This is a genomic window from Streptomyces sp. MB09-01, assembly GCF_033794505.1.
Taxonomy (GTDB): Bacteria; Actinomycetota; Actinomycetes; order Streptomycetales; family Streptomycetaceae; genus Streptomyces.
On the sequence record NZ_JARAYQ010000021.1, the window covers coordinates 24,633 to 41,721 of the forward strand.

Annotated in this window: 16 protein-coding genes and 1 pseudogene; 11 read left to right on the plus strand and 6 right to left on the minus strand. The window is 72.1% G+C overall.

The window, feature by feature from the left end; genetic code table 11:
* Positions 1-21: 21 nt before the first annotated feature.
* On the plus strand, positions 22-1,026 hold the full coding sequence (locus PV721_RS07115) for an MmcQ/YjbR family DNA-binding protein (RefSeq protein ID WP_319721971.1): 1,005 nt from the start codon (positions 22-24) through the stop codon (positions 1,024-1,026).
* 63 nt (positions 1,027-1,089) lie between these two features.
* On the opposite strand, the gene PV721_RS07120 is transcribed toward PV721_RS07115, so the two are convergent.
* Positions 1,090-2,532, minus strand: a complete 1,443-nt coding sequence (locus PV721_RS07120; protein WP_319721972.1) for an NB-ARC domain-containing protein — start codon at positions 2,530-2,532, stop codon at positions 1,090-1,092.
* Positions 2,533-2,708: 176 nt separating this feature from the next.
* Between PV721_RS07120 and PV721_RS07125 the strand changes: the two genes are divergently transcribed.
* Positions 2,709-5,969: an AfsR/SARP family transcriptional regulator gene (locus tag PV721_RS07125; RefSeq protein WP_319721973.1), complete on the plus strand. Its 3,261-nt coding sequence runs from the start codon at positions 2,709-2,711 to the stop codon at positions 5,967-5,969.
* A 73-nt stretch (positions 5,970-6,042) separates the two neighbouring features.
* Here the strand turns inward: PV721_RS07125 and PV721_RS07130 are convergent, their stop codons facing one another.
* Entirely contained in the window at positions 6,043-6,207 is a 165-nt protein-coding gene (locus PV721_RS07130) for a hypothetical protein (protein WP_319721974.1), read from the minus strand.
* A gap of 89 nt (positions 6,208-6,296) precedes the next feature.
* Positions 6,297-7,202 carry a hypothetical protein gene (locus tag PV721_RS07135; protein ID WP_319721975.1) on the minus strand — a complete coding sequence of 302 codons (906 nt, stop codon included), beginning with the start codon at positions 7,200-7,202 and terminating at the stop codon, positions 6,297-6,299.
* A 209-nt stretch (positions 7,203-7,411) separates the two neighbouring features.
* On the opposite strand from PV721_RS07135, the gene PV721_RS07140 reads away from it, so the two are divergent.
* Complete coding sequence (locus PV721_RS07140) at positions 7,412-7,963, plus strand: LysM domain-containing protein (RefSeq protein ID WP_319721976.1); 552 nt, start codon at positions 7,412-7,414, stop codon at positions 7,961-7,963.
* A 62-nt stretch (positions 7,964-8,025) separates the two neighbouring features.
* On the opposite strand, the gene PV721_RS07145 is transcribed toward PV721_RS07140, so the two are convergent.
* Positions 8,026-8,718 carry a DUF5324 family protein gene (locus PV721_RS07145; RefSeq protein ID WP_319721977.1) on the minus strand — a complete coding sequence of 231 codons (693 nt, stop codon included), beginning with the start codon at positions 8,716-8,718 and terminating at the stop codon, positions 8,026-8,028.
* Positions 8,719-8,892: 174 nt separating this feature from the next.
* Here PV721_RS07145 and PV721_RS07150 point away from each other — a divergent pair, with 174 nt between their 5' ends.
* Both PV721_RS07150 and PV721_RS07155 read left to right on the plus strand, forming a co-directional pair.
* Positions 8,893-9,420, plus strand: a complete 528-nt coding sequence (locus PV721_RS07150; RefSeq protein ID WP_319722000.1) for a peptidylprolyl isomerase — start codon at positions 8,893-8,895, stop codon at positions 9,418-9,420.
* Positions 9,421-9,556: 136 nt separating this feature from the next.
* On the plus strand, positions 9,557-10,435 hold the full coding sequence (locus PV721_RS07155) for a rhomboid family intramembrane serine protease (RefSeq protein WP_319721978.1): 879 nt from the start codon (positions 9,557-9,559) through the stop codon (positions 10,433-10,435).
* Positions 10,436-10,550: 115 nt separating this feature from the next.
* Here PV721_RS07155 and crgA read toward each other — a convergent pair whose 3' ends face one another.
* Positions 10,551-10,805: a cell division protein CrgA gene (gene crgA, locus PV721_RS07160; RefSeq protein WP_319721979.1), complete on the minus strand. Its 255-nt coding sequence runs from the start codon at positions 10,803-10,805 to the stop codon at positions 10,551-10,553.
* Between the two features lie 91 nt (positions 10,806-10,896).
* On the opposite strand from crgA, the gene PV721_RS07165 reads away from it, so the two are divergent.
* The 6 genes and pseudogenes from PV721_RS07165 (at position 10,897) to PV721_RS07190 (ending at position 14,860) form a co-directional block, all read left to right on the plus strand.
* The gene (locus tag PV721_RS07165; protein ID WP_319721980.1) at positions 10,897-11,670 is read left to right on the plus strand and encodes a DUF881 domain-containing protein; all 774 of its coding nucleotides are present in this window, start codon (positions 10,897-10,899) and stop codon (positions 11,668-11,670) included.
* On the plus strand, positions 11,642-12,400 hold the full coding sequence (locus PV721_RS07170) for a class E sortase (RefSeq protein WP_319721981.1): 759 nt from the start codon (positions 11,642-11,644) through the stop codon (positions 12,398-12,400). Before PV721_RS07165 ends, PV721_RS07170 begins: the two co-directional genes overlap by 29 nt.
* A gap of 89 nt (positions 12,401-12,489) precedes the next feature.
* Positions 12,490-12,666 carry a hypothetical protein gene (locus PV721_RS07175; RefSeq protein WP_030707621.1) on the plus strand — a complete coding sequence of 59 codons (177 nt, stop codon included), beginning with the start codon at positions 12,490-12,492 and terminating at the stop codon, positions 12,664-12,666.
* Positions 12,663-13,301 carry an aminodeoxychorismate/anthranilate synthase component II gene (locus tag PV721_RS07180; RefSeq protein ID WP_319721982.1) on the plus strand — a complete coding sequence of 213 codons (639 nt, stop codon included), beginning with the start codon at positions 12,663-12,665 and terminating at the stop codon, positions 13,299-13,301. Before PV721_RS07175 ends, PV721_RS07180 begins: the two co-directional genes overlap by 4 nt.
* A 149-nt stretch (positions 13,302-13,450) precedes the next feature.
* Positions 13,451-14,122 (plus strand): annotated as a pseudogene (locus PV721_RS07185) (class E sortase); the annotation flags it as partial.
* A gap of 15 nt (positions 14,123-14,137) precedes the next feature.
* On the plus strand, positions 14,138-14,860 hold the full coding sequence (locus PV721_RS07190) for a class E sortase (protein WP_319721983.1): 723 nt from the start codon (positions 14,138-14,140) through the stop codon (positions 14,858-14,860).
* Positions 14,861-15,044: 184 nt separating this feature from the next.
* Here PV721_RS07190 and pknB read toward each other — a convergent pair whose 3' ends face one another.
* Complete coding sequence (pknB, locus tag PV721_RS07195; protein ID WP_319721984.1) at positions 15,045-17,060, minus strand: Stk1 family PASTA domain-containing Ser/Thr kinase; 2,016 nt, start codon at positions 17,058-17,060, stop codon at positions 15,045-15,047.
* Between the last annotated feature and the right edge of the window lie 29 nt (positions 17,061-17,089).

The window sequence follows — 17,089 nt, forward strand, 5'->3', positions numbered from 1 at the left end:
CCGAGGGTGAAGGAGGAAACGGTGGTCACGACGGACGACGTACGCAGGCTCGCGCTCAGCCTGCCGAGGACCGAGGAGCACCTGATCCGGGACCGGGTGAAGTTCCGGATCGGGAAGATCGTCTATCTCGCCCTCTCCCGGGACGAGACCGAGCTGGGCTTCGCCTTCCCCAAGGAGGAGCGGGCGGCGCTCGTCGCCGCCGAACCCGCGAAGTTCTTCCTGCCCCGTGAGTCCGATCTGCGCTTCAACTGGGCCGAGGCCAAGATGGCCGCCCTGGGCCTGGAGGAGCTGACGGAACTGGTCACCGAGGCCTGGCGGATGGTGGTGCCGGCCCGGGTGGCGCGCGACCACCTGGCCCCGGCCGCGCCACCGCCGCCACCCGCTCCGTCCCTGTCCGAACTGCGGGCCTCCGCGGAGGCGTTCAACGGCTTCGCCGGCGTGGACCGGAGCTGGCAGGCGCTGCGCGAGGAGACCGCCCCCGGCCTCGACCCCTCCGTCCCCGCGCACCGCGCCGCCCTGCACCGCTGGCTGAACTCCTGGGGCTGCCGGATCCGGTACCCGCGGGAGGGGGAGCCCGACCTGTTCGGCGCGGAGCTCGCCGCCTGGTGGGGGCGCCACCCCCTGCCGGAGACGCCGCTGGCCCGGCTCACCCCCCGCGAGATCTCCCGCTTCGCGCGGGCCTACGAGGAACTGGCCGCACTGCCGATCGGCCGCCGCACCCTCGGCCCGACCGCCGCGTCCAAGGCGCTGTACGCCCTGCGGCCCGACTCGGTCATGCCGTGGGACGCGGCCATCGCCGACCGGCTGTACGGCGTACGGGACGGGGCCGCCTTCGCCCGTCACCTGGAGACCGGCCGGACCTGGGCACGGGCGGCGCTCGCCGAGGGCGGCGGCCCGGACGAGCGGACCCTGTGCGCCGACATCGGCCGGCCCGGCGTGTCCCTCGCCAAGATCCTCGACGAACACCTCTACGTCACGATCACGTACGCGGCGGGCAGGCAGGGCCCCGTGCGCTCCGACGCCTGAGGGGACGCGCGAAGGCGCCCCGCAGCAGGAGCTGCAGGGCGCCTCCCGGTGGGCGGCCGCGGCCTAGCGGGCGGCCCGCGCGAGCGCCTCGGAGCGCGCCGGCGGTGCCTGCTCCTCCTCCGTCGGGTCGGGCTGGGCCAGTGCGAACGCCCTGGCCATCGGCGTCAGCCCGTACTGCCCCGGCAGGTCGGAGTGCTCGAGCAGGCCCGCGTCGAGGAGGCGTTCGAGGAGGTCCTCCACCGGCTGGGCGGACCGCTCGACCAGGACGGCCAGCGCGTCCGTGGACCCGTACACCACGTTGTCCACCGAGGGCGGGTTCTCGGAGCCTGCGAACTGGCGCAGCATCAGGCGGGCCCACGGGGTCAGCAGCCGGTACGCGCTGTCCAGGCGGCTGCCCAGGCCTTCGTCGCCGATCTGCAGCCGGCTCAGGAAGCGGCCGGGTTCCCGCCGTCCCTCGCCGAGCAGTTCGGACACGGCGTCCTGAAGCATCCACTCGGGCCGGGCCGCGATCCGCCGGCCGGCCAGGTTCAGCGCGAGCGGAAGGTCCCCGCACGCGTCTGCGAGGCGCAGGCAGGCGCGCGGTTCGGTGCCGACCCGGTCCCCGCCGATCAGCTGGGCGAGTAGCTCCATGGACTCGTCGCGGTCCAGTGAGGACAGCCTTATTCGGCCAATTCCGTCGAGGCCCAGGAGCCGCGACCGGCTGGTGATGAGGATGCGGCTCTCGGGCGCCGCGGTGAGCAGTTCCCGTACCTGGCGCTCGTGCGTCACCCCGTCCAGCACCACGAGCAGCCGACGCCTGTGGAGCAGCGAGCGGTACAGGCCGATCCGCTGTCCGGGGTCGTTCGGGATGCGGTCGGCCGGGATGCCGAGCGCCTCCAGGAAACCGCCCGCGATGCCCGCCGCGTCCTTGCGTCCGTCGGCGGCCGGGTCCAGGTTCGCGTAGAGCTGTCCGTCCGGCAGCCCCGTCGCCAGTTCGTGGGCGAGCCGCAGGGCGAAGACCGACTTGCCCGCACCGACCTGACCGCTGATCAGCAGCGGTCCCGGGGGACGCTGTTCGCCGTAGCAGGGGGCCGTCATGGCGCGGGCCCGCTGGAGCAGTTCGGCCCGTCCCACCAGGGGTTGGGGCTCCATCGGCAGCTGGGCGGGCGGCGGCAGGACGGCGCGCACGTCGGCGGCGCGCAGCTCGTTTTCCTGGTGCTGCTGCACGGCCTTGGCGGCCGGGCGGGCCGCGCCTTCGTCACCCTCGGCGCGCGCCGCCTCGTGCCAGCGGCGCTCCCAGGTGGCGCGGTCACCGCCGCAGGCCTCCGCGAAGGCGAGGGCCACCTGAAGGGTCGGGAGGCGGTACCCGGCGGCCGCGTCGGAGAGCACCGAGGCGGAGAACATGGCCCGCGTGGCCATGTCGCGGTAGCCGGGGCTGCCGGCCGCCGTCCTCAGCCTGCGCAACTCCCGGGCGAACGCGGTGACTGGTCCGGCATCGGGGGCCAGTGGTCGCTCCAGTCTTCCCACACCTTGCTCCTTTGGCACTCGTCCTGTGTGCTGCCAGCTCCTCCGGCCTGCCCATGAACTGTCTGTGTCGCCCTTCCTGATCTGCTACCGGATGCTTACCGCGCGCTAGGGGGAACCCCTATGATCCGGGTGACATGGCCTGGCCAGGGGTTGTGTTCATTGGGGGTGGATAGCCGATGCCGGGGGCGGATGCGGAATCCGGGGAGAGACGTGGCGTGGATCCCGTGGGGGGAAGGCCACGCTTCAACGTCCTCGGATCGCTCGAGGGATGGATAGGGGAAGTACGGCTGAGACTGGGGGGAGCGATCCAGGAACGGGTCCTGTGCACGCTCCTTCTCGAAGCCGGCCGGGTGGTGCCCGTTGCGCGGCTCGTCGAGGCGACCTGGGAGAAGGACCCGCCGGTGACCGCGGCGCACCAGGTCCGCAAGGCCGTCGCCGATCTGCGGCGGCGCATACCGGCCGGCAACGAGGTGATCGCGACCGACGGGCCCGGATACCGCGTGGTGGTGGCGGACGACCAGGTCGACCTCCTGGAGTTCGACGCACTGACCAAGGCGGCCGGCCAGGCCGTGCGGGAAGGCCGGCAGTCCGAGGCCGCCGAAACCCTGCGGGCGGCTCTCGCGCTCTGGCGGGGCTCGGTGCTCTCCGGCGCGGGCGGACCGGTGATCGAGGCCGCGGCGACCGCGCTGGAAGAGCGCCGGCTGGCCGCCGCAGAGCAGCGCTTCGACCTGTGCCTCGCACTGGGCGAGAGCGGCGAGCTCGTCTCCGGGCTACGCGCGCTGATCACCCAGCACCCGCTGCGGGAGACGCTGCGCGGCCAGCTGATGCTCGCCCTGTACCGCTCGGGGCGGCAGGCCGAGGCGCTCAAGGAGTACGGAGAGGTCCGCGAGCTCCTCGTCGACGAGCTCGGGATCGATCCGGGACCGCGGCTGGCCCGGCTGTACGAGGCCATCCTGCGGGACAGCCCGGAGCTGGCCGCGCCCGAGCGCCCGGCGCCCGTACCGGTGGCGCCCGTACCCGTGGCGCCCGTGGCCGTCGCGCCCGTACCGGCCGCGCCCGTGCGTCCGGAACCGGCCGAGCGGGCGGCCCCCGTACGGCCGGGGCCCGAGCCGGCCGGTCCCGTACGCACGGTGCCGCAGGCCGCGGACTCCGGGCCGCCGGCCCTCGCGGAACCGGTTGCCGAGGAACCGCGGACGCAGGCCGGGGCGCCCGCAGCGGCCGACGCGCCGTGCACGCTGCCGTACGACCTGCCCGACTTCACCGGCCGCGCCAAGGAACTGGCCGAACTCTTCGACTACGTACAGGACGAGGGCCGGGGCGCCGAGCGGTACTCCCGGATCGTGGCCATCGACGGCATGGGCGGCATGGGCAAGACCACCCTGGCCGTACGCGCCGCCCACCGCCTGGCCGCGGGGTACCCCGACGGGCAGCTCCACATCGACCTGCACGGATTCACGCCCGGCGGGAAGCCCGTGTCGCCCGCCAGCGCGCTCGACAGCCTGCTGCGGACCGTCGGCACGCCCGGCGACCGCATCCCCGAGGACCTGGAGGGCCGCACGGCCCTGTGGCGCTCGAAACTGGACGGCCGGCGGATGCTGCTGCTGTTCGACAACGCGGTCGACGCCGCGCAGATCCGGCCCCTGCTGCCGGCCTCGCCCGGCTGTCTGGTGCTGATCACGAGCCGGGGGCGGCTGCTCGACCTCGACGGCGTCGAGTGGGTGTCCATCGGGATGATGGAGCCCGAGGACAGCACCAGCCTGATGACCGAGACGCTCGGCACGACCCGGGTGGCCGCCGAGCCGGAAGCCTCCGCCGAACTCGCCGAGCTGTGCGGCCACCTGCCGCTGGCCCTGCGGATCGCGACCGCCCGGCTGCGCAACAGGCCGCGCTGGACGGTGCGTTACCTGGTGGAGCGGCTGCGCGACGAGAAGCGCCGGATGGACGAGCTGAGTTCGGGCGAGCGCAGCGTCGCGGCGACCCTGCGCCTGTCGTACCTGGCGATGGACGAGGAGTACCGCACGGCGTTCCGCATCCTGAGCCTGTACCCGTGCGCGGGAACCGACGTCCACTCGGCGGCGGCCCTGCTCGGCACGGCCGTCCGGGACGCCGAGGACGCCCTGGAGTTCCTGCTCGACGTCCACCTGGTGCAGCAGCCCGACATCGGCCTCTACACCTTCCACGACCTGGTGCGCAGCTTCGCGCAGAGCCTGCGGGGACCGGCGACGGCGGAGGACGACGCGGCGGCGGTCGAGCGGCTGCTCGGCTACTACCTGACGACCTCCGACGCGGCCTGCGAGGTGCTGTTCCCCGGCCGCGAGCGCCGGCCCACCGGTCTCCCGGCCTACCAGGGCGAACGGCCGACCTTCACGCTGGCCGACCAGGCCGTGCGGTGGTTCGACCGGGAGCAGGCGGGACTGCTGGCGGCCGTGTCCCTCGCCGAGCGGTCCGGCCACGACCGGTACGCGGCCTGTCTGAGCCGCAACGTCGGCTTCCACCTGCACACGCACGGACAGCTCGACGAGTTCTGGAGCGTCGGGCACCTCGCGGTCGCCGCCGCCCGCCGGCTCGACGACCCGGCGCTCCTCGGCATCAGCCTGGCCAACCTCGGCGCGGCCTGCTGGAAGCTCGGCCGTTTCGAGGAAGGGCTTGAGGTGGCCACGGAGGCGCGCGACACGGCGGTCCGCGCCGGGGACCTGCACACCGAGGCGCACAGCGAAGCGACCATCGGCCTGCTGATGTCGATGCTCGGGAGGTACGAGGAGGCCCTGCCCCTGCTGGAGCGGTCCCTCACGATGGCCGGGGAACTGGGCAACCCGCGCGAGGAGGCCGAAAGCCTCACCATGCTCAGTACGTTGTACGAGCGGTGGGGCCGCTATCCGGAAGCGGCCGCCTCCGCCCGCAGGGCGCTCGCGATCGACCGGGACCTCGGCTACCGCAGCAACGAGATCATGGCCTTGGCCGATCTGGCCTTCGCCCAGGTGGGCCTCGGCGAGTACACGGACGCGCACGAGACCTTGAAGCGCGCCCGCGACCTGTGCGACGAGACCAGGTCGCCGGGTGACGTCGCCCTGGTGTTCGCGGTGTCCGCCCAGGTGGCGCAGGAGCGGGGGGACGGCACGCAGGCCCGTGCGTTCGCCGACCGGGCCCTGCTCCTCGGCCGTACGAGCGGCGCCCCGATCCGGCTGGCCAAGGTCGAGAACGTCATCGGCCGGCTCCACATGACGTGGGGGGAGCACGAGGAGGCGCTGGCCCTGCACGCCCACGCCCACAAGATCGCGGCGCCGATGAGCTTCCGGGCCGAGGAGGCGTCCGCGCTGGTGGGCCTCGCCGCGGCGGCCGAGGCCCTCGGGGACTCCCCGGCGGCGGCCGGACACCGTGCGGCCGCGGACGACTTATTCGAGTTCATGGGCCTGCCGGCGCACCGGCGGACGTACTGACCGCGTACGCGGACGTGCCCCGCACCGGAATCCGGTGCGGGGCACGTCCATGCCTGCGCGGCAGGCGGCCGGCTCAGCGTGTGGTGGGGCCCGGGGAGGGGGCGCCCGGTCCGCGGTCGTCCGCGAGGACCTCGTACCCGGAGGGCTGACCGGCGTCCGCCGACGGGACCGTCACACCGACGCCGATCACCAGAGCCGCCGCGAAGATTCCGACCAGTCCAGCCAGCTTGCTGCGCATGTGTTGATCCCCCTGGTTTGCGTAACCGGTGTGCGGTTCCCGTGTGGTGCGGTGGCCGCTCTCGACAAGACACAGACTGGCCGAGGCCCTTACCGGTCCGTTCCCCTCTCGATACCGCTCGCGGGAACGGGCCGGGAACGGCCGGCACCGGCCCGTTCCCGGCCCGGCTCCATGGCCGCCGCGATCCGCGATCCCCGCGCGCTGACCAGCACGTCCGTCCGCGTGGTGCCCGATTCGTACCCGGCCAGATCCAGCAGGGCCCGCACGGTCGCGCGGATCCCGGCCTGTTCCGTCTCGTGCAGCGGTACGGCGTTCCCCTCGGCGGTGATGTCGGCGACGAGGTGCATGCCGTCGACGGTCAGCGTCTCCACACGGAACTTGGCTCCGGTCAAGAGCTCTTCGACGAGATAGGGGGCCGAGTGCCGTGCGGTGACGGCCTGTTCGGCCCATCGGTCGAGTCCGGGCCGGTCGTGCACCCGAACGGTCCACCAACAGCCCGCCTTGTCGGCCGACTTGATGACCACCGGCAGGGGGAAGCGCTCCGCCAGTGAACGCGCCTCGGCGACGGACCCCGCCTCCTCGGCGCGCACGGCCGAGGTCCGGCTCTCGTTGAGGATGCGCCGGATCGTCACCGCGTCCGGCAGCGGACCCGAGGGGGTCTCGCGGCCCGCGGAGAGTTCCCGCAGGACCTCCCCGGCGGCGGCCGCCGCCCCGCTTCCGAGACCCCTTTCGAGGTCGCGCGCGAGGTACAGGACGTGCCCGATCCCGTACTTGAGGACCGTGTCCGTCAACAGGGCGCGCAGCGCGGCCGTGTCGTCGAAGTCCACCCGGAGGAGGCGTTGCGGGGGCAGCTCGGGGGGAAGCCGGGCGTCCGGTGGCCACGGTCCCGGGTCCGCCACCACCCAGACGTCCAGACCCGCCACGACCGCGGCGCGTACGAGACCTGGTCCGGGCCTGACCAGAACGACCCGCTCCGCGGACTTCCTGATGATCACAGAATTCTCCTCCATCGTGTCCCACGATGCTGCCGCCGTGCGTTCCCGGCCCCTTCCCGCCGCGTTCCCGGCCGCCGGGCGGCGTGCGGTCCACGGGCGCCGCGGGTCCCCCGGATGGCCCCGTCACGGGGCCACCCGGGGCCCCGTGTCCGACAGTGGGGGAAGGCACCGAGCCCAGGGGGGCACCCTCACGCCGGAGGCGTACGCACATGGGACTCTTCGACTTCCTGAAGTCCGACAAGAAGAAGGCACACGAGGCCGCCGAGAAGGCGAAGGAGCAGGTGGAGCAGCAGTCGGCCGCGCGGGCGACACCTTCCGCGAGCTCGGCGGCCGACGCCGCCGCGGCCACCAGGGCGGCCGCCGAGCGCATGGCGGCCCCGGCTCCGCCCAAGGCGGGGCCCAGGTCCGCCCCCGCGACCCCCAGCCCGACGTCCGCCGCCCACAAGGCCGTGCCGGCCGCTCCCCACCCGCCCGCGATGCCGAAGCCCGGGCCCGCGCCCGCCGCGCGGGGCGCCGCGCACACCCCCTCACCCGCGTCGGCCGCGCACAAGGCGGTGCCCGCGGCCCCGATGCCCAAGCCGGCGGCCACCGCGAAGAAGCGCACCTACACCGTCAGGCCCGGCGACTCGCTCTCCGCGATCGCCCGCCGCGAGCTGGGCAACGAGGCCCGCTGGCGCGAGCTCTACGCCATGAACAAGGGCGTCGTCGGCCCCAACCCCGACCTGATCCGCCCGGGCGTGGTCCTCACCCTCCCCGGCTGAGACCCCCACGCACACGCGGGAGGGGCCCGGATCCGGCTGGATCCGGGCCCCTCCCGCGTGCCTCAGCGCTGCGTGTCGTCCGAAGCGGAACCGGTCTCGTGCTCCTTGGCCGCGAGCTCGTCGTCGAAGCTCGCCGGAGCGGCGTCCTGCGTCGACAGCTCCGTGGCGGCCGGCGGCTCGACGAGCCAGTCCGGGTTCGACTGCTGGTCCCACCACTTCCACGCCGCGTAGGCGACGCCGGCCAGCACGCCGACGACCACCGCACCCTTGACCAGCCCCTTGTAGCGCTGCCGCCGCTCGTGGCGCCGCACCAGCTTCTGCACTTCCTTGGCCGACACCTGGCCGCGCAGCGCCGCGAACGCCGCCGCCGACCGCGATGCGGCCTCCTCGGCCACCGGAGTGGCGGCCGCGATCGCGCTCTCGATCCGCGGCTGGGTGTAGTCGGCGGCCTGCCGCGCCGCGACGCGGGTCTGGTGCACCGCCTTCGTCGCCGCCCGGTCCACGTTCGGCGGCACGTGTGCGCGCGCCGCCTTGATCCGGGGATGCAGATGGCTGTCGTAGGTCGTGCGCGCCTGCCGGGCGGCCGCGTCGGCCGCGTACGACACCTTGGGCGCCAGCAGTTCGTTGGCCTCATGCGCGTAGTGCACCGCAGCGTCCCTGGCGGATTCCGCGTACGGTGCCACCACTTCCGCCGCGTGCAGGAAACTCTCCCTGGCGCTCTCGGCTGCCAGGCGCACGCTGTCCTTGCGGGTCACGGGATCCTCCTCCTCGGTGGCGGACACAGTTCACCTTTCCACCCTTTGTCGGATCATGCCTCTCCTGTCGACGAGAGGCATGCGTGACAGGGCATACGGGTGGAGGATTTCAGTGCTGCGGAGCGCTCCGTGCGACCATCTGGACCGACAGTGATGACTATGGAAGGCAGATCCGTGGCCGAGAAGCTCTACGCCACCCTGAAGACCACCCACGGCGACATCGAGATCGAGCTGCTGGAGGACTTCGCTCCGAAGACCGTCCGGAACTTCGTGGAGCTCGCCACGGGTGCCCGTGAATGGACCCGCCCCACCGACGGCCAGAAGACCACGGACCCGCTGTACGACGGCACCGTCTTCCACCGCGTCATCAAAGGCTTCATGATCCAGGGCGGCGACCCGCTCGGCAACGGCACCGGCGGCCCCGGCTACCAGTTCGCCGACGAGTTCCACCCCGACCTGGCCTTCACCAAGCCGTACCTGCTCGCCATGGCCAACGCGGGCCCGGGCACCAACGGCTCGCAGTTCTTCATCACCGTGGCGCCCACCGCCTGGCTGACGCGCAAGCACAGCATCTTCGGCGAGGTCACCGACCCGGCGAGCCAGAAGGTCGTGGACGCCATCGCCGGCAGCGCCACCAACCCGCGCACCGAGCGCCCCCTCGACGACGTGATCATCCAGTCCGTGGTCGTCGAGAAGCGCTGACGCCCGCGCGCCGGCCGCCCCGGCCCGGCCCCGGGAACCTTTCCGCCCCGCCCGTCCGTCCTGCATGCGTATGAAGTGATGGGGCACACCGGACCGGCGGGGCGCACGCCTGCCCCGCCGCCGATCGAGGGAACCGATGGACACCGACCGTCTGCCGGGCTGCTACCGCCACCCGGACCGCGACACGGGGATCAGCTGCAACCGCTGCGAGCGCCCCATCTGCCCCGAGTGCATGATCAGCGCCTCGGTCGGCTTCCAGTGCCCCGAATGCGTCCGCGAGGGCTCCGGCACCGGGCACCGGCCGACCGCGAACGCGCCGCGCACCATCGCGGGCGGGGTGGTCGCCGCCGACCCCCACCTCGTCACCAAGATCCTCATCGGGATCAACGTCCTGGTGTTCCTGGTGGGCGCGATCAACCCGGCCCTGGTGGTCCAGCTGGAGCTGATCGGCCGGTACCGGGAGTTCGCGTACGTCGTCGGCCCCATCGAGGGCGTGTCCACCGGTGAGTACCACCGGCTGCTGACCTCGGTGTTCCTGCACACCGAGCTGTGGCACATCGCCGGCAACATGATCGCCCTGTGGGTCATCGGAGGCCCGCTGGAGGCGGCGCTGGGCCGGGCCCGCTATCTGGCGGTCTACCTGCTGTCGGGCCTGGGCGGCAGCGCGCTCGTCTATCTGCTGAGCGCGCCGAACACCCCGACCCTCGGCGCGTCCGGCGCCGTCTTCGGCCTGCTGGGCGCCACGGTCGTCCTGGTACGCCGGCTGCGGTACGAGATGCGGCCGGTCATCGTCATGGTCGTGCTGATGCTGGTGCTGACCTTCGTCCCGCTCGGCGGCATCAGCGTGTCCTGGCCGGCCCACGTGGGCGGGCTGGTGACCGGTGCCCTGGTGGGGCTGGGCATGCTCACGCCCGCCGCGGGCAGGACGCGCACACTCGTCCAGTGGGGGACCTGTGCGGGGGTGTTCCTGCTGGCCACGGCCCTGGTCCTGATCCGTACGGCGGAACTCACCTGATCACACCGGCGTCAACTCTCCACAGAGTTATCCACAGATCTTCTGTCTTTTCCTCAGGTGTGGATGACGCTGTGGATAACTCATGGGGAGAGCTTCCGTCAGAGGTCGGGAGGTGCTACTTCCACTGCGTGGACACACCGAATCCCGCGGCGATGAAGCCGAAACCGACCACGATGTTCCAGTTGCCCAGCGCCTCGATCGGCAGCTGGGTCTCGGTCACGTAGAAGACGACGATCCACGCGAGTCCGATCAGGAAGAACGCCAGCATGACCGGGGCGACCCAGCTGCGGTTCGTCAGCCGGATGGCCTGCGGCTGCCGCGTGGGCGGCGGGGTGTAGTCGTCCTTCTTGCGGATACGTGACTTCGGCACGAGGGGCTCTCCTGTCGATGCGCTGGGGACCTTGCCTGCCCCGGGCGTCCGTTAGCGTAGTGGACCTGTGGCGTTGAAGGAGAAGGGTACGTTGAGCGATTCCGACGACTCCTCCGCGGGTCCCCGTCGCCGGGCCAGACCGGTCAGGCTGCTGACGGCCGCCGTCTTCGCCCTGGCCGGGCTGCTCTTCGTCACCAGTTTCAACACCTCCAAGGGTACGAACATCCGGACGGACGCCTCGCTCCTCAAGCTGTCCGACCTCATCAAGGAGCGCAGCCAGGACAACGCGGAACTGGAGCAGGGCACCGCGGTGGCGCGCCGCCGGGTGGACGCCCTCGCCGACCGCGACGACGGCAGCACCAAGGCCGAGGACGCGAAGCTGGCCGCCCTGCGCGCGGCGTCGGGCACCGAGGAGCTGTCCGGCAAGGGCCTGACGGTCACCCTCAACGACGCCCCGCCGAACGCCACCGCCCGCATCCCCAACGTGCCCGAGCCGCAACCCAACGACCTGGTGATCCACCAGCAGGACCTGCAGGCCGTGGTGAACGCCCTCTGGCAGGGCGGTGCCGAGGGCATCCAGGTCATGGACCAGCGGCTCATCTCCACGAGCGCGGTGCGCTGCGTCGGCAACACCCTGATCCTCCAGGGGCGCGTCTACTCGCCCCCGTACAAGATCTCGGCGGTCGGCGACCCGGGCGCGCTGAAGAAGGCCCTCGCCGCCTCGCCGTCCCTGCAGAACTACCAGATGTACGTGAACGCGTACGGGCTCGGCTGGAAAGTGGACGAGCACAAGGCGCTGACACTTCCCGGCTACTCCGGCACAGTGGACCTCCACTATGCGAAGCCGGTGGCTGCCACCCCGTGAGCGGGTCCGTCCCGACGTCGTACTGCGCCTGGTGGTACGGACGTTCAGCGAGGTGTGCCTGACGGCGGGCACGCTGATCGTGCTCTTCGTCGCGTACGTCCTGCTGTGGACCGGGGTCAAGGCCGACCGGGCCATGGACGGCGAGATGGCCGGGCTGCGCGACCGCTGGGCGGCGGCGGTCCCGGCGGCCGCCCCGGAAGCCGGGCCGCAGCCCGCGCCGTCCGCGCAGCCGGCGCCCCCCGCCGAACCGCCGCCCTATCCCGCCGGCCGGGCCTTCGCCGAGATGTACGTTCCGCGCTTCGGCCCCGACTGGGTCAAGCCCGTCCTGGAGGGCACGGACCCCGAGCTGCTGAAGAAGGGGCTGGGCCACTACGCCGCCACCGCCCGCCTCGGCGCCACCGGGAACTTCTCGGTGGCCGGACACCGGCGCACCTACGGCGATCCCTTCAAGGACTTCCCCGAGCTGCGCACGGGCGACGAGGTGATCCTCAAGGACGAGGGCGCCTGGTACACGTACACCGTGCGGGGCGGGCCCCTGCGTACGCTGCCGACCCAGGTGGGGGTGGTCGCCCCGGTCCCCGAGAAGTCGCCGTTCACCACGCCCGGCCGGTACCTGACCCTCACGACCTGCGATCCGGAGTGGGGCCACAGCCACCGGCTGGTGGTCTGGGCGGAGCTGACCGGCACCCGTTCCGTGGGGCAGGGCCGCCCGGAGGGTTTGTCCGGGTGACCCACCCCGTCGGGCCGCTGCCTTTAGTCTGTTCGCGTACCGCCCCCGCGGTGCGTTGAACGAATGTGGACGAAAAGGAAACAGGCGGCATGTACGGCTGGATCTGGCGGCACCTGCCGGGCAACGCGTTGGTCCGCGCGCTGATCTCACTCGTACTGGTCCTCGCGGTGGTCTTCGTGCTGTTCCAGTACGTCTTCCCGTGGGCCGAGCCGCTCCTGCCGTTCAACGATGTGACGGTGGACGAGGGATCGGGAGCCACTCCGTGAGCGCGCGCATTCTGGTGGTCGACAACTACGACAGCTTCGTCTTCAACCTGGTCCAGTACCTCTACCAGCTCGGCGCCGAATGCGAGGTGCTGCGCAACGACGAGGTCGAGCTCGCGCACGCGCAGGACGGTTTCGACGGCGTCCTGCTGTCCCCCGGGCCGGGCACGCCCGAGGAAGCGGGCGTCTGCATCGACATGGTCCGGCACTGCGCGCGGACGGGCGTTCCCGTCTTCGGCGTGTGCCTCGGCATGCAGTCGATGGCGGTCGCCTACGGAGGGGTCGTGGGCCGGGCCCCCGAGCTGCTCCACGGCAAGACCTCGCCCGTGATCCACGAGGGGCTGGGCGTCTTCGAGGGACTGCCGTCGCCGTTCACCGCGACCCGCTACCACTCCCTCGCCGCCGAGCCCGGCACCCTCCCCGACGCGCTGGAGGTCACGGCGCGCACCGAGGACGGGATCATCATGGGCCTGCGCCACCGGGAGCACGACGTCGAGGGCGTGCAGTTCCACCCCGAGTCCGTGCTGACCGAGTGGGGCCACCGGATGCTCGCGAACTGGCTGGTGCGGTGCGGTGACGCGGGCGCCGTGGAGCGTTCGGTGGGGCTGGCCCCGGTGGTGGGCAAGGCCGTCGCGTGACGACGGTCGCGCCGTCCGCGCCCACGGAGGGCCGGGCCGCGCGACGCAGGGCAGCTCAGGAGGCCGCGAAACGGGCCGCCAGACACACCCGGAGGCGGGGCGGACGGCGGCGCAGGCGGGCGGCGTCGGGCGGCCCGGTGGTCATCGCGAGCCGGCTGGGCGGAGAACTGTTCATCACGATGGGGCTGGTGATGCTGCTGTTCGTCGCCTACCAGCTCTGGTACACGAACGTCGTGGCGGAGCGGGCGGCGAACGGGGCCGCCGGCTCGCTGCGCCAGACCTGGGCGGATCCGCCGGCCGGCGACGGGGCCGCGGCACCGCCGGTGACGGCCTTCGAGCCCGGCCAGGGCTTCGCCATCCTCCACATCCCGAAGCTCGACGTGAAGGTCCCGGTGGCGGAGGGCGTCAGCAAGCCCAAGGTGCTGGACCGGGGCATGGTCGGGCACTACGGCGAGGGCCCGCTGAAGACGGCGATGCCCTCGGACAAGCAGGGAAACTTCGCGGTGGCCGGCCACCGCAACACCCACGGCGAGCCCTTCCGCTACATCAACCGGCTGGTGCCCGGGGATCCCGTCGTGGTCGAGACCCGGGACGCGTACTACACGTACGAGATGACCTCGTCGCTTGTGCAGACACCGCCGACGAACGTGGCGGTCCTGCGGCCCGTGCCGGAAGGGTCCGGTTTCACCGCCGAGGGCCGGTACATCACGCTGACCACCTGCACCCCGGAGTTCACCAGCACCTACCGGATGATCGTATGGGGCAGGATGACCGAGGAACGGCCCCGCAGTCAGGGCCCGCCGCCCGCGCTGACCAGTTGAAGGACGAATCAAGCAGTGTCTCGAGCCCGCCGCCGCGCCGCGGCCCCGCCCGCCGGCAACCGCAGTGTGCTCGCCGGATTCCTGAGCCTGCTGGGCGAGGTCCTGATCACGGTGGGCCTGGTGCTGGGCCTGTTCGTGGCCTACTCGCTGTGGTGGACGAACGTGCTCGCGGACCGGCAGGCCTCCGCGAAGGGCGACGAGGTCCGCCAGCAGTGGCAGACGCCCTCGCAGCCGGCGGAACCCGGGGCGCTGGACACCAAGGACGGCGTCGGCTTCCTGCACGTACCGGCGATGAAGAACGGCGAGGTGCTCGTCAAGCCGGGCACCGCGCCGGACATCCTCGACGACGGCGTGGCCGGGTACTACACGGAGCCGGTGAAGTCGGCGCTGCCGTGGGACGAGAAGGGGAACTTCTCGCTCGCCGCGCACCGCGACGGACACGGGGCGAAGTTCCACAACATCGACAAGGTGAAGAACGGCGACGCGGTCGTCTTCGAGACCCGGGACACGTGGTACGTCTACAAGGTCTTCGCGGAGCTGCGCCAGACGTCGAAGTACAACACCGACGTGATCAACCCGGTCCCGAAGGAGTCGGGCAAGACCGCCCCCGGCCGCTACATCACGCTCACGACCTGCACACCGGTCTACACCTCGAAGTACCGGTACATCGTGTGGGGCGAGCTCGTCCGCACGGAGAAGGTGGACGCGAAGCGGACGCTGCCGGCGGAGCTGCGCTGAGGAAGGCCCCCCGGGGGGCTTCTGCGGCCCCTTCTGAGCCTCGCGGGGCCCCCGGGGTCAACGAGGCCCGGGGCTGTGCCGGACGGGGCGCAGGCGGCCGCGCAGCGGCGGATGCGGAAAAGGTCCGGCCCTTCCCCCGGTCGAGGGGGGAAGGGCCGGACCCTTGACGTGCCTGGCCGGCCCGCTAGCGGCGGCCGTTGCCCCCGGTCAGGCCGGAGATGAGGCCACCGCCGTCCTGCTGGCCCTGCGTGGTGGCGATGTTGACGGCCTGGCCCGAGTTGAGCGGGGTGCCGGGCGGCGGGTTGGTGCCCACCACGATCGCGTTGTCGTCCGTCGGGCCGCCGACGATGCCGACCCTCAGGTTGGCGCGCTGCAGATCGTCCTTGTACTGGCCCAGGGTCCGGGTGGCGAAGTTCGGCACCACGGTCGTCGTCGCGGCCTTGGCGATGGTGATGTTCACCGTCTTGCCCACGTCGAGCTGCTGCCCCGCCGCGAACTGCTGGAGGATCACCGTGCCCGGAGCGGCTCCGGGCTGGTCGGCCTCCGTCACGCTGCCGAGCTTGAGCTTGACGTCCTTGAGCGCCTTCTCCGCGTCGTCCTTGCTCTTGCCCTTGAGCTCCGGGACCACGGCCTTGGCCAGTTCCTTGGAGACCGTCAGCTTGATGACGGAGTTCTTCTCCGCCTCACCGCTCTTCGGGTCCTGCTCCAGCACGATCCCGGGGGTCTGGTCGGACTCCTCGGTCTTGCGCTCGACCTGGAAGCCCCTCTCCTTCAGGGTCTTCTCGGCCTCTTCGTACGTGAGCCGCAGCACGTTGGGGACCTGCACCTTGGGTGCGCCCGAGGAGATGGTCACCGTGACGGTGGAACCCTCGTCGACCTTGAGGTCGGCCGCCGGGTCCTGCTTGCAGACGTTGCCCTTGGGCTGGTCGTTGCAGGGCGCGTCGCCGCCCTTGACCACCTTGAGGCCGACGTTGTCGCCGCTCTTCTGCGCCTGTTCCAGCGTCTGGCCGATGAGCTTGGGCACGGCGGGCCGGTTGTCGGGCGTCTCGCTGAAGAGCGAGCGGCCGATGAGGATCGCGCCGACGAGGACGAGGATGCCGGCCGTGACGAGCAGGACCGTGGAGGCCTTGCTCTTCTTCTGCTGGCGGCGGCCCTGGCCCTGGTCGTAGCCGCCGTGGCCCTGGTCGCCGTAGCCGTAGCCGCCGTCGCCCGGGGGCATCGGCGGCATCATCGCGGTCTGGCCGCCTTCGGTGGCGCGCAGGGCGGTGGTGGGCTGGTCGTAGCCCGGCTGCCCGTACCCGTGTCCCTGGTCGGGGTAGCCGTAGCCGGCCGCGCCCATCGAGGCGGTGGCGGCGACGGGCTGGCCGTCGAGGCAGGCCTCGATGTCGGCGCGCATCTCGTCGGCCGACTGGTAGCGGTAATCGGGGTCCTTGACCAGGGCCTTGAGGACGATGGCGTCCATCTCGGGCGTGATCTCGGAGTCGAAGTTCGACGGCGGCTGCGGCTCTTCCCGCACGTGCTGGTAGGCGACGGCCACGGGGGAGTCGCCGACGAACGGGGGCCGCACGCTGAGCAGCTCGTAGAGCAGGCAGCCCGCGGAGTAGAGGTCGGAGCGGGCGTCGACCTGCTCGCCCTTGGCCTGCTCCGGGGAGAGGTACTGGGCGGTGCCGATGACGGCGGCGGTCTGCGTCATGGTCATGCCGGAGTCGCCCATGGCGCGGGCGATGCCGAAGTCCATGACCTTGACCTGGCCGGTGCGCGTCAGCATCACGTTCGCGGGCTTGATGTCGCGGTGCACGATGCCGGCCCGGTGCGAGTACTCCAGGGCCTGGAGGATGCCGATGCACATCTCCAGGGTGCGCTCGGGCAGCAGCTTCCGGCCGGAGTGCAGCAGTTCGCGCAGGGTGGAGCCGTCGACGTACTCCATCACGATGTACGGGATGGAGATGTTGTCGACGTAGTCCTCGCCGGTGTCGTAGACGGCGACGATCGCGGGATGGTTCAGCGACGCGGCCGACTGGGCCTCGCGCCGGAACCGGGCCTGGAAGGACGGGTCACGGGCGAGGTCGGCACGCAGGGTCTTGACGGCGACGGTACGGCCGAGCCGGGTGTCGTGGGCGAGGTAGACCTCGGCCATGCCACCACGGCCGAGCACGTGGCTCAGCTCGTACCGGCCGCCGAGGCGACGCGGCTCTTCCATAACGTTGCAGCCCTCTCCGTCAGTCCCGA